The 13,714-nt window shown below is 32.3% G+C and carries 12 protein-coding genes; 1 reads left to right on the plus strand and 11 read right to left on the minus strand.

What is annotated here, in order from left to right:
• Positions 1–656: 656 nt before the first annotated feature.
• The 9 genes from CD150_RS07125 to sal all read right to left on the minus strand — a co-directional run bounded on the left by CD150_RS07125 (position 657) and on the right by sal (position 11,901).
• On the minus strand, positions 657–983 hold the full coding sequence (locus CD150_RS07125; RefSeq protein ID WP_046208110.1) for a DUF1292 domain-containing protein: 327 nt from the start codon (positions 981–983) through the stop codon (positions 657–659).
• A 16-nt stretch (positions 984–999) separates the two neighbouring features.
• Positions 1,000–1,428: a Holliday junction resolvase RuvX gene (ruvX, locus tag CD150_RS07130; protein ID WP_019469412.1), complete on the minus strand. Its 429-nt coding sequence runs from the start codon at positions 1,426–1,428 to the stop codon at positions 1,000–1,002.
• A 3-nt stretch (positions 1,429–1,431) separates the two neighbouring features.
• Positions 1,432–1,692, minus strand: a complete 261-nt coding sequence (locus CD150_RS07135) for an IreB family regulatory phosphoprotein (RefSeq protein ID WP_046208109.1) — start codon at positions 1,690–1,692, stop codon at positions 1,432–1,434.
• A 67-nt stretch (positions 1,693–1,759) separates the two neighbouring features.
• Positions 1,760–4,390 (minus strand): alanine--tRNA ligase, encoded by a 2,631-nt coding sequence (gene alaS, locus CD150_RS07140; protein WP_073341834.1) that lies wholly within the window; start codon positions 4,388–4,390, stop codon positions 1,760–1,762.
• A 299-nt stretch (positions 4,391–4,689) separates the two neighbouring features.
• The gene (gene recD2 / locus CD150_RS07145; protein ID WP_073341831.1) at positions 4,690–7,077 is read right to left on the minus strand and encodes an SF1B family DNA helicase RecD2; all 2,388 of its coding nucleotides are present in this window, start codon (positions 7,075–7,077) and stop codon (positions 4,690–4,692) included.
• Positions 7,078–7,081: 4 nt separating this feature from the next.
• Positions 7,082–7,768 carry a tetratricopeptide repeat protein gene (locus CD150_RS07150; protein WP_397610364.1) on the minus strand — a complete coding sequence of 229 codons (687 nt, stop codon included), beginning with the start codon at positions 7,766–7,768 and terminating at the stop codon, positions 7,082–7,084.
• Between the two features lie 185 nt (positions 7,769–7,953).
• Complete coding sequence (gene mnmA / locus CD150_RS07155; RefSeq protein WP_073341827.1) at positions 7,954–9,066, minus strand: tRNA 2-thiouridine(34) synthase MnmA; 1,113 nt, start codon at positions 9,064–9,066, stop codon at positions 7,954–7,956.
• Positions 9,067–10,209, minus strand: coding sequence for a cysteine desulfurase family protein (locus CD150_RS07160; RefSeq protein WP_046208104.1), 1,143 nt, complete (start codon positions 10,207–10,209; stop codon positions 9,067–9,069).
• A gap of 60 nt (positions 10,210–10,269) precedes the next feature.
• A complete protein-coding gene (sal, locus tag CD150_RS07165; protein ID WP_073341821.1) occupies positions 10,270–11,901 on the minus strand; it encodes a Sal family ABC-F type ribosomal protection protein in 1,632 nt (543 codons plus the stop codon).
• 287 nt (positions 11,902–12,188) lie between these two features.
• On the opposite strand from sal, the gene CD150_RS07170 reads away from it, so the two are divergent.
• Complete coding sequence (locus CD150_RS07170) at positions 12,189–13,187, plus strand: LLM class flavin-dependent oxidoreductase (RefSeq protein WP_046208103.1); 999 nt, start codon at positions 12,189–12,191, stop codon at positions 13,185–13,187.
• A gap of 84 nt (positions 13,188–13,271) precedes the next feature.
• On the opposite strand, the gene CD150_RS13410 is transcribed toward CD150_RS07170, so the two are convergent.
• Together CD150_RS13410 and CD150_RS07175 are read right to left on the minus strand one after the other, a co-directional pair.
• The gene (locus CD150_RS13410; protein WP_157947928.1) at positions 13,272–13,439 is read right to left on the minus strand and encodes a hypothetical protein; all 168 of its coding nucleotides are present in this window, start codon (positions 13,437–13,439) and stop codon (positions 13,272–13,274) included.
• A gap of 35 nt (positions 13,440–13,474) precedes the next feature.
• Complete coding sequence (locus CD150_RS07175; protein ID WP_046208102.1) at positions 13,475–13,657, minus strand: CsbD family protein; 183 nt, start codon at positions 13,655–13,657, stop codon at positions 13,475–13,477.
• Between the last annotated feature and the right edge of the window lie 57 nt (positions 13,658–13,714).

Here is a 13,714-nt window from a genome sequence, read left to right on the forward strand (position 1 = left end):
GTCTATAAGTTGTTATTTTCGAACTACTTTATATAATTCTTTGAAAATATCTCATAAATTTAAAATTTAACTTTATATATTTTACCACAAACCCATATATTTTATAAGTGTAAATTGTGATAATTAACTAGTTAATATAACTGTAGCTGATTGAGTACTTTTATTCTTAAATATAAAAATTGGGACTTAAAAGTCTCAGTTACGATAAGCTACATTTGTGTGTATTTTTGAAAAATTTCTTTTTGATTTGATATTAAAAATGTTCAAAATAAACGATACTTTTTTTAAAACAACAGAATCTAAAAATAGTTTGACATTATTAATAGATATTTTTCTTCAACTTATTCAAATATGAAAACTAAATTGGCATCTGTAATAGAATAAAAGCCGGTAGAGACAGAGTAAATTAGCACCAGTAGAATTCAAACACAAAAAGACTGTCAACAAAGCTAGAAATTTTGTTGACAGTCTGAGTTGAGACTTTTAAGTCTCGGCTTGATAATTTGAAATAAGCACTTTATATCTCATATTTTATCCCTTAACGATTGTACAAGTATTGTCACCAAAGAAAAACATAAACATTATTAAATCAATGTGTCGTTCACGTTCATGTTTTAATTAATGGTGCAAATTATTTGAGTTGTTCAGATTAGAAGTTATTCATGGTTATGATCATGATCGTCCATTTCAGTGTTAACGACTTCTTCAATCATATCCCATTCTTCATCTGTTTCAACCGGTAAGAATTTTCCGCCTTCACCATCTTCATCAGGCTCATTAATCATTGGTACTAATTCGATTAAATCATCATCATCTGATTCTGCACCTTCTTCAGCAAGAATCACATATTCTTTTTTAAATTCAGGATGGAAAAATTCTAATACTTTACGGTAAAGTACTTCGTTTCCATCTTCATCATATAAAGTTAATAGTTCCTCTTGATTATTAATTTCTAATTCAGATTCATGGTTGTGTTCAGTCATTATAAAACGCTCCTTTTTATTGTATAGAATCTAAATAGCCTTGTAATATAAATACTGCAGCCATTTTATCTATTACTTTTTTTCGTTTTTGTCTAGAAACATCTGCTTCAAGTAAAGAACGTTCTGCAGCCATGGTACTTAAACGCTCATCCCACATGATTATCTCTACAGATGGCAATGCTTCTTGAAGTTGCTCCTTGTATTGTAACGAAGCTTCGCCTCGAAATCCAATAGAATTATTCATATTCTTTGGCAAACCAATGACAACAGTACCAACTTTTTCTTTCTCTATGATTGTTACTAGTCTGTCTATACCTAGTTCATTCTTATCTTCGTTTATATGGAGTGTATCTAATCCCTGGGCTGTCCAACCCATGAGATCGCTTATAGCAATGCCAACAGTTTTACTTCCTACATCTAAACCTAAAATTTTATGTTTTAGCATTAATTACTTTGAATTCTCTTGTAAATAATTTGAAACTAATTCTTCCATGATATCGTCACGATCAATACGACGAATTTGGTTTCTAGCTTCATTATTACGTGGAATATACGCAGGATCTCCTGATAATAAGTAACCAACGATTTGATTAACAGGATTATAGCCACGTTCTTTCAATGTGTTATAGACATTTTGAAGTACTGTTTTGACATCTTCTTTTGGAATTTCATCATAATTAAATTTCATTGTTTTATCAAAGTTTTCCATTTTGTAACACTCCTTCATATCGAGTAAAAAGTACTTATTGTTAATTCTACATGACAATAGTTAGAACTTATAGAGATTTAATGTAATCTTTAATGAAACGTAATGATTCTGTTATGTTTTCAGGTTGAGTGCCTCCACCTTGAGCCATGTCTGGACGGCCACCACCTTTACCACCTACAATAGGTGCCATGTTTTTAATAATATCACCAGCTTTTACACTGTCTGTTAAAGCTTTTGGCACTGTTGCTACTAATGACACTTTACCATCTATATTACTAATTAAAATTATAATAGCATCTTGCAATTTAGATTTAAAGTCATCCATTGTCTCACGAATCGCTTTTGCATTTGCGACTTCAACCTCAGTTGCAAGGACTTTAAATCCATTAATTTCTTCCACTTGATTTGTAATATCACCCATTTTTAGTGTAGTGATTTCTTTATTTTTTTGCTCAAGTTGTTTAGTTAATTCTTTTTCATCCGCTTGCATTTGGATGACTTTATCCAAAACTTGATCATCTGATTTCACTTTAATTTGTGCTTTCACTGCATTAAATTGTTCTTGAATTGTTTCTAAATATAGGAATGCTGATTTTCCAGTAAATGCTTCTATACGTCTCACACCAGCACCAGTACCTGATTCACTTACTATTTTAAACAAACCTATTTCAGAAGTATTATTAACATGGATACCTCCACATAATTCAATAGAGAAAGGAGACATATTCACTACTCGAACAACCTCACCATACTTTTCACCAAACAATGCCATCGCGCCTAACTTTTTAGCTTCAGCAATAGGCATTTCTTGAATATCCACATCTATACTATTCCAAATTTCTTCATTAACTCTTCGTTCAACTTTATCAATTTCTGCTTGATTTAAAGGTCCAAAGTGCGTGAAATCAAATCTTAATCTCTCTGCTTCAACGAGTGATCCTGCTTGATTGACATGGTCTCCTAGCACTTCTTTTAATGCTGCATGTAATAAGTGTGTAGCGCTGTGATTCTTTTTAATATCTCTACGTTCAATGTGGTTTACACTAGCAAACACTTCGTCATTCTTTTTAACAGTGCCAAATTGAATTTCACCTTTGTGTAAGTTCTGTCCATTGGGCGCTTTGGTAACTTCAGTAACATTGATTTCGAACTGTTCATTACTTATAGTACCTTCGTCTGCAACTTGTCCACCACTCACTGCATAAAATGGTGTTTCTTTTAAAATAAAGTAAATAATTTCTCCTGCTTCAGCTTCATTTACTAATTCACCATTATATATGATGTCCGTAATAATCGTTTTTTGGTCCATGACATCATAACCTACAAATTGACTATCTGTTGTTATTTTTTTTAATATGTCACTTTGTACTTGCATAGATTGTGAGTTTTGACGTGCTTGTCTAGCTCTGTCACGTTGTTTTTGCATTTCTTCTTCAAAAGTATTCATATCAACGGTAAGATTTTCTTGAGTTGCAATTTCTTCAGTAAGTTCAACTGGAAAACCATATGTGTCATATAATTTAAATGCATCTTTACCACTAATTTCATTTGTCGTCGACTTTGCTTTTGTAATTAAATTATTTAATATCGCTAGGCCTTCTTCTAATGTTTCATGGAAACGTTCTTCTTCAGATTTAATCACACGTTTGATGAAATCTGATTTTTCTTTAACGTTTGGATAGTATGGTTCCATTATATCTGCAACAATATCAACTAATTTATACATAAACGGCTCATTAATGTCTAAGGATTGGCTAAATCTTACAGCACGACGTAAAAGTCTGCGTAGCACATAACCTCTTCCTTCATTTGCAGGTAACGCGCCATCAGCAATTGCAAATGAAATTGTGCGAATATGGTCAGCGATAACTTTAAATGCGACATCATAAGAATCTGTTTCAAGATATTTTTTACCCGAAACATTTTCAACTTCATTAATGATAGGCATGAACAAATCCGTTTCGTAGTTTGTACGAACATTTTGTGCGATAGATGCCATTCTTTCGAGACCCATTCCAGTATCAATATTTTTATTTGGTAATGGTGTGTACGTATGGTCTTTATTATGATTAAATTCACTAAATACCAAATTCCAAACTTCTAAAAATCTTTCATTTTCACCGCCTGGATACATTTCTTCTGCAGGATCATCTTGTCCAAATTGATCCCCTCGATCATAGAATATCTCTGTATTAGGGCCTGATGGTCCCTCACCGATATCCCAGAAATTACCTTCTATACGAATAATCCTACTCTCTTCTAAGCCTATGTCTTCATTCCATATTTTATAAGCTTCTGTATCCTCAGGATGTATGGTTACATACAATCGTTTTGGATCCATAGCCATCCATTTTTCATTCGTTAAAAATGTCCAAGCAAATTCAATGGCTTCTTTTTTGAAATAATCACCAATTGAAAAGTTACCTAACATTTCAAAAAAAGTATGATGTCTAGCAGTAAAGCCAACATTCTCAATATCATTTGTTCTTATGGCTTTTTGAGAATTGACAATACGAGGCTTTTTCGGTGTTTCTCTGCCATCAAAATATTTTTTCAATGTCGCAACACCAGAGTTAATCCATAGTAAAGAATCATCATCTATAGGTACTAAAGGTGCAGAAGGTTCAACCATATGTCCTTGTTCAACAAAGTAATCAATAAAATTCTGTCTAATTTCACTTGCTTTTAAGTTTTTCATACTTAAAATTCCTCCATCTCAACTCAAGTTATATCAGTTATTTGATAAAAATGAAAATAAAAAACGTCCATCCTATCAAAAGGGACGAACGTTTCGCGGTACCACCCTAGTTATAAGCATTAATCATAATTAATAATTCCGCTTATCACTTAAAATAAGTATATTTATTATTTAACATAAAGTAGCTTTCAACTATGCTATCTGTACTTTTCACCAGCCAGTACATCTCTTGTCGACTACCATAATTTACTCATCTTTATGCACAATCAATTATATTGTATTTACTTTAACCTACGTTGTCAATGTTCAACAAAATCATATGGCGAAATATCTCCCATATTAATCATAGGATTAATTTTATATATATTTTCCTCTGTTAAAATAGTCGTGGCATCAAACGTATCTTCAACTGCAACCTCATCTTTACGATCATCATTATTAAAATACGTTTTTAAGAATGAACAGAGCTGAGTCATTCTCACTTGACCATGTGTATTTAAACCGATTTCAAAAGCTTGTGGATCACCCAGAAATACTAGTGATTGCTTAGCTCTTGTTAATCCTGTATATAATATAGGCTTTTGTAACATTCTAAAATATTGCTTAACCATAGGCATAATTACAATTGGGAATTCAGAACCTTGTGATTTGTGAATAGACGTACAATATGCATGTGTTAATTCTAACAAATCTTGTCTTACAAAAGTAATTTCATTTCCGTCAAAATCAACGACCAATACATCTTTATTTAAGGCATTTTCTTTTGCCCAAAATATGCCAACAATCACACCAATATCGCCATTAAATATATTATCACTCGGCCTATTTACTAGCTGTAGCACCTTATCTCCTTTTCTAAAGACAACATCACCGAATTCAATTTCACGCGTATCCTTTTCTTTAGGGTTTAAGATTGTTTGCAATACAGCATTTAATTTTTTTATACCTGCAGAACCTTTATACATAGGGGCTAATACTTGTATATCACTCATATCATAACCTTTTTTAACAGCACTTGAAACAACCTTTTCAACAACTGAAGGTATTTGTTCAGTTGAACAATTAATAAAGTTACGATCATGAAATCTTTGTGTGATATCAATCGGTTCTCCCAATTTCATTCTATGCGCTAATTCTATAATACTAGACCCATCTTGTTGTCGGTAAACTTCAGTCAGATTCACTCTAGGTATAACTTTAGAATCAATGAGATTTTTAAACACTTGTCCTGGGCCTACGGAAGGCAACTGATCTTCATCACCTACTAATATCACTTGGGCATCAATAGGTACCGCGCTAAGAAATTGATGAAACAGCCAGGTGTCGACCATTGACATTTCATCAATGATGATTAGTTTAGCTGAAATCTCATTATCTAAAATATCTTCTGGCTGTGTGTCTTGATTCCAACCTATCAATCGATGTATAGTCATAGCTTCCAACCCTGTAGATTCAGCCAATCGTTTTGAAGCTCTACCTGTAGGTGCTGCTAATACAACTGGATAATCATCGTTTTGATAATCATCATAATCTAATGATAAGCCATGTATTTCTGCATATAATTCGACAATACCTTTAATCACAGTGGTTTTTCCTGTTCCTGGCCCGCCAGTTAACAGCATAACTTTACTATTGATTGCAGTCTGTAGCGCATCTCTTTGAGAATTAGCATAAGTGACTTGATTGCGTTGTTCGATTTCACCAATTTCTAGTAATAATTCAGACTGCTCAATTTCTTTTAATTTATTCGTATAGGTGTAATTACGATATAAGTTTTGAACACATTTAAGTTCCGAATAGTATAAACTAGGAATTGCTAATTCGTGTTCCTGTTTTACTAATTTAGTATCTTCAACTAAGATTTGAATCATATTTTCTAATTGTTGAAGTTCAATCACTTCATTTGGTGATTGTGATAACATATCTTGTGTCATTTCTAATACATTTTGTGTTGGTAAGTATGTATGCCCTTGCTTAATACATTCTTCTTCTAATACATATAATAAACCCGCTTTTAAACGCTCATCATCATTAAATTGAATACCCACATTTCGTGCTAAAGTATCCGCTTTGTTAAAACCGATTCCTTTCACGTCGTAAACTAATTGATAGGGTTTATTTTCTACAATATTAAGTGTATCACCTAAATAAACCTGATAGATTGCCATGGCGAGTTTAGGCCCAAATCCTAAATCATGTAATCGAATAATAATTTGTTCTGTTTCTTGATTACTCGCAATTTGTTCAGCAATTTGCTTTTGTTTTTTCCCAGGTAAACTAGGTACTTTTTCTAAAACAGATGGGTCATTTAAAATGTCTGAAATAGCATTTTCTCCAAGTGTATTCACAATATTTTGAGCTGTTTTTTTACCTATTCCTTTAAATAAATCACTAGATAAATAGCTAATAATAGCCTCTTTGGTTTGAGGCAACTCTTTTTCAAACGTTTCAGCTTTTAACTGTTTACCATATTTAGGATGTGAAACGACTTGACCTTTAAAAGTATAAACATCGCCCTCAGCAATTTCTGGAAAGAACCCTACAACTGTAGGCATAGAATCAAAGTCTTCATTAGATTCTATCGTATCTACTTTTAAAACAGTATAAAAATTGTCTTTGTTTTGAAACAAGATAGCATCTACAGTACCTTTAATCATTGAATTATTGAATAATGTAGGGTTGTCCATTTAATTACTCCTCCTCTGCGATGGATTTAAACGTTTTGATGGCATGTTGACTCATCAAATGTTCTGGGTTGATAGCAACTGCACGTTCAAAATATTCGATAGCACTTTCAGTATCCTCTGTTAACATATAAGTTGCTAGACCTAAGTTATATAAAGCGTCTGTATGTTTGTCATCTAATGAGACTACATACTTCAATTGTGAAACAGCCTGTTCGTATATTTCTAAGTGACATAATACCAATCCATATTGAAATTGTACCTCTACATCCTTACGATTATCTTTTTCAGCAGCAGTCATTAAAAAGGGAAGTGCTTCTGTAAATGCTTCTAACTGGTTAAACGACATACCTATCATATAATTGGTGTCGATTTCGTCAACTTTATATTGTAAAGCTTGTTGGTATAATTTAACCGCTTCTTTATAACGCCCTTCATTATAATAGACATTAGCTAAATTATAATAAACAGCCCCATTTTTTGGGTCAATGGTTAGTGCTTTTTGGAAAAATTTTTCCGCTTTATCTATTTCACCCGCTTCAGCGATTAATATACCTGCATTGATATAATTTTCGACTTCATTCGGGTTTGCTTCTATATTTTCGAATAGTGCTGTTAAAGCTTGCTCAAAATCACCTTGTTTAATCAATGTATAAATTTGTTCTTGATTCATGCTATCCCTCTCTCTCAACATCTTATTATAACATTTAAGAATGAAAAAACAGTAAAAAGGAGTAAGTCACAAATCAAAAATTTAAAATTTGATATTGTATGCTTACTCCTCAAAATACGGTTAAACTATGAAACTTTATATTTAATTAACAATATAGCAATGTTATTTTACTATTTTAATCATTACGAAGCATTTAATTAATTTGTTTAAACAACATAACTTAATTGACCTGATGTTTTATATACATCATCTATAGTAGCGCCACCTAGACAAACATCGCCATCATATAAAACGACTGATTGACCTGGCGTAATTGCGCGAACAGGTTCGTCAAATGTTACTCGAATTGCATTATCATGCTCTTTTTGAACAAAAACTTTAGTATCTTTTTGACGATATCTAAATTTCGCTGTACATTCAAACCCATTTTCTAAATCAACAGGGTTAACAAATGAAATATCTGAAGCAATCAAATAGTCACTGTAAAGCGCTTCATGATGAAAACCTTGTTCTACATATAAGACATTATCATTTAAATTTTTGCCTACTACAAACCAAGGGTCTCCATCTCCACCTATACCTAGACCGTGACGTTGACCGATAGTATAGTACATTAATCCTGCATGTGTACCTATTTTCTCACCAGTTAAAGTTTTCATTTCACCTGACTGTGCGGGTAGATATTGAGATAAAAATGTTTTGAAGTTACGTTCACCGATAAAGCAAATACCAGTTGAATCTTTTTTCTTAGCTGTAGCTAAATCTTGTGCTTCTGCAATTCTACGCACTTCTTTTTTATCAATATCGCCAATTGGGAACATCACTCTAGATAATTGTGATTGAGATAATTGATTTAAGAAATAAGTTTGATCTTTATTATTGTCAACGCCTCTCAACATTTCAACATGTCCATCTTCATGACGTCGTACACGAGCATAATGTCCAGTTGCTACATAATCTGCACCTAACTTAAGCGCATGCTCTAAAAATGCTTTGAATTTAATCTCTTTATTACACATCACATCAGGATTTGGTGTACGGCCTTTTTTATATTCATCTAAGAAATAAGTAAACACTTTATCCCAATATTCTTTTTCAAAATTAACTGCATAATATGGTATACCTATTTGATTACATACAGCTATTACATCATTATAATCTTCTGTAGCTGTACAAACACCATTTTCATCCGTATCATCCCAATTTTTCATAAAAATACCTATGACATCATAACCTTGTTCTTTTAATAAATGTGCTGTTACGGAACTGTCTACGCCACCTGACATGCCTACTACAACACGTGTATCTTTATTTGACAACTAAACTTCCTCCTTGAATTTATGATAAATTTTGTGAATTTCGGTAACTAAATATTTAATTTCTTGTTCTGTCGTTTGTTCGTTAAAACTAAATCGCACAGAATGATTCGCTCTTGTATCATCATCATACATTGCTACTAAAACATGTGAAGGTGATGTAGAACCTGCAGTACATGCTGAACCAGAAGCTACATATATATTAGCTAAATCTAACAATGTTAACATAGTTTCCACATCAATAAATGGAAAATACAAATTAACAATATGACCAGTAGTATCAGTCATTGAACCATTTAATTCAAAAGGCACTGAACGTTCTTGTAAAGATACAAGAAATTGGTTTTTTAAATTCATCAAATGGACATTGTTTTCATCTCTATATTGGTTTGCTAGTTTTAAAGCTTCAGCCAATCCGACAATTTGAGGTACGTTTTCTGTACCTGCTCTTCTTTTCACTTCTTGTTCTCCACCTAATTGTGGAAACTTAATGTTTGTACCTGATTTTATTAGTAATACACCGACACCCTTTGGTCCACCAAATTTATGTGCCGTAATACTCATTGCATCGATATCAAATTCATGAAAATCTATGTCTAAGTGCCCTATAGCTTGTACAGCATCTACGTGAAATAAAGCATTTGAATGACTAACAATTTCATCAATATCGTACATTGGTTGCACTGTGCCAATTTCGTTATTAACAAACATGATTGAAACAAGGATTGTCTCATCAGTCATTGCACTTTTCAATTGTTCTAACGATATCAGACCTTCTTCATCTACATCAAGGTATGTTACATCAAAACCTTCTTTTGCTAATTGTTCAAAAACATGGAGTACAGAATGATGTTCTATTTTAGTTGTTATAATATGCTTACCCTTATCTTGGTTTGCATACGCAATACCTTTAATCGCTGTATTATTAGATTCTGTTGCACCACTAGTAAAAATTACTTCACTAGGCTTCGCATTGAGTTGTTTAGCTACAAAACGACGAGACTCATCTAAATATTTACGTGCATCTCTACCTATACTATGTATAGAAGACGGATTACCGTAATGTGTTGTATAGATTTCCATCATTTTATCTATTACTTGTTGTTTAACAGGCGTTGTAGCAGCATAATCTGCATATACTTCCATGTTTGACACTCCTTACAAATTTATCAATGTTCCAATGATAGCACCATCTAATTAATTTTTCTAGTTGTCTGTTTCAAAATGACCATTTTCATCTATCATTTCATATTCATCTAACAATGTTAATGTTTCGTTTACATTTGATTTTGTCTTTTTATTTTGGGTTAAGTTATATAATTTTTTATTTCTAATTTCCCAGTGTGTCGCTTTAAACCTAGCTTGAAAATACTCATCATGGCTCACAACTAATACTTGACCGTTAAAACTTTTTATCATATTTAAAATTAAGTCCTGTGTTGAAATATCAAAATAATTAGTTGGCTCATCTAAAATTAATAAATTGGCACCAGAGCAATATAGCAGTACAAATTGAAATCTACTTTTCTCTCCCATAGATAATTGACCAATTGGTGCATTAATTTTTTCCTCTTTAAAACCAAATGAAGCTAATATAGTTTGCGCTTCGCTTCTTGATATTTTATTCGTACTTAATAGCATCATCAGTGGAGATTCTGCTTCATTCAAATTTTTGTTCGTCTGATCGAAATATCCAATTTTTAGTGAAGGTGTGATTTTTAAATGTCCTTGATTAGCAAATATCTTTTGTCTGATCATCGCAATTAAAAGAGATTTTCCGCTTCCATTTGGTCCCGTTATTAATACGTTTTCTTTTTGTTTCATTTCGAAATGCGCATGTTCAAATACATGATGTTCACTTATAACAACATTGAAGTCTTCAAAATGAATTAAAAAACGCTTACGTAATTGGGTTTCATGATTAAAATGATAATGTTTTTGTTCGTTATCTGGCTGGTTTATGGTCTTCTCATTTAATTTTTCGGTCATTTGTTTTTCTTTTACTTTAGCCTTTTGAGCTAACTTACTAAGCTTCTTCTGCTCAATAGGGCTACGAACACTTGCTTTTTGTTGTGCTGAATGATGCCATGTTTGGATTCGTTGTATCGTGCGATTAAGTTCTGCTATTTCTTTTTGTTGCTTTTCGTACATATTTTGTTGTGTTTGTAACGTTAAATCTTTAATTTCACGGTACTTGGAATAATTACCATTATATTTATTCGTTTTTTCAGATGTTACTTCAATGACATGAGTCGCTGTATGATCGATAAAATCACGCTGGTGTGATACATAAACAATCGTACGTTTTGATTTTTGAATTTTTCTAATCAGTTGTTCCAACATTTCTAAATCTAAATGATTCGTGGGTTCATCCAGTAAGATCAGTGGTTTGTTTGACATGAATGCTTTTAATAACGCCAGTCGTGTTTGTTGACCACCACTTAAATCTTGAATTTGTTTTTCTAAATCTTTTTCTGTTAAATTCATTTGATTCGCTTGCGTAATAATACTCTGTTCAAATTCGTAACCATTTAATGCACTAAAGTCTGCAATATATTCATAATTGTCTTCAAGTTTTTGCTTTATCTGCAATATTTCGGGGTTTATTTCCATTACATAATCTAACCCTGTTAAGTGTTCATAAGCTAACATATTTTGGTACATTAAATAAGTTTCATCTTTATATTTCGATTTTATCGCTTCTAACAAAGTCGTTTTGCCTACGCCATTGTTACCTATCATTGCAATATGTTCGCCTTTATCAATTTGAATTTCTACAGAGTTAATTAAATTTTTACCAAATTTTTCAAATGGTTTTTGAACAAAATAAAAAGACATACCAATTCCCTCTTTCTTAAGGGATACGACATGCCTTAACAATCTGAACATTATTTATGTTAGGTACTTGAGTGATGTTTTTGCATTAAGACATGGTCTTATCCCATATATTACTTTTTTGATTAAATAATTGATATTGTTTGTTTTCATGAGATTTATCCATTGTCTTAATAAGGCCACCTAACTTTTTAATTTCATATAGTATAACAGTGAGCAATTTCTTACGCAAGTTTTATTTAGACTGTTATACTGCAATATATTAATATATTTAAGGAGGACATAGTGAAATGAGCGATATTAAATTATCTGCACTTAATCTAGTTCCAATTAGAGAAGGTCAATCCGACCAAGATGCAATTAGTGATATGGTTAAATTAGCACAAAATTTAGAAGAACTGGATTATGAAAGATATTGGATTGCAGAACATCATAACGCACCTAACCTTGTCAGTTCAGCCACTGCGTTATTAATACAACATACATTAGAACATACTTCTAAAATAAGGGTAGGCTCTGGTGGCATCATGTTACCTAATCATGCACCTCTTATTGTTGCAGAACAATTTGGGACAATGGAAACTGTATTTCCAGATCGCGTTGATTTAGGTTTAGGGCGTGCGCCAGGTACTGATATGATGACTGCAAGTGCGTTACGTAGAGATCAACACAATGGCGTTTATGAATTCCCTGAAGAAGTAGAACAACTTGCAACTTATTTTGGTCCAGGTAATCAACAAACGTATGTCCGTGCATATCCAGCTGTTGGTAAAAATGTACCTCTTTATATATTGGGTTCTTCAACTGATTCTGCACACTTGGCTGCACGCAAAGGATTACCTTATGTCTTTGCAGGTCATTTTGCACCACAACAAATGAAAGAAGCAATTGAAATTTATAAAGAACTATTTGAACCTTCAGAGGTATTAAGTAAGCCATATGTGATTGTTTGCTTAAATGCCATCGTTGCTGATACAGATACTCAAGCAGAATATCTGGCAACAACACAGGCTCAGGTAATGGTAAGCATTACTAGAGGAAGAATGCAACCTGTACAACCACCAACTGACGATTTAAAGGGACTACTCACGCCTACTGAATATGAAATTGCCAAACAACGTATGCAAAGTTCACTTATCGGTTCTGAAGAAACGGTTAAACAAAAATTACAATCATTTATTGATGAATATGGTGAAATAGATGAATTAATGGCTATTAGTTACATCTATGATCAAGAAGCACAACTTGAATCGTATCGTAAACTTAAAAATATTATTTCAACTTTTTAATTAAATATAGAAAAGCCCAGTTTCTAGTTAGAAACCTGGGCTTTTCTATATTTAAGCGAAAAAACTTAAACTTTAAAGACAATTTTATTTTTTGTCGTCTTTTTTATCTTTGTCATCTTTTTTATCGTCACTGCCACCAGTGAAATTATCGATTTGTTCAGATGCTTGCTTTGCTTTTTCGTTATCCGTATCTTTTAATTTATCAGAAACATTTTTTGCAGTTTCTTTTGCTTTATTCAAGAAATCAGACATAATAAAACCACCTTTTTAGTATTAGTTATCGATTATTATTTTTTAAATTTATCGATAACTTCATTTGCTTTATCTTTTGCATTTTCTACTACTTCTTTGGCTTTACCAGAAGTTTTATCTTCTTTGCCTTCTTTTTCTAAGTCTTTATTGTCGGCAACATTACCAACTGTTTCTTTAACGTTTCCTTTTGCTTGTTCGAATTTATTTTCATCTGCCATAAATAATACCTCCTTAGCAATGTATTTATTAAATACCACAATACTTAAGACGTAAAC

The organism is Staphylococcus ureilyticus, assembly GCF_002902235.1.
Lineage (GTDB): Bacteria > Bacillota > Bacilli > Staphylococcales > Staphylococcaceae > Staphylococcus > Staphylococcus ureilyticus.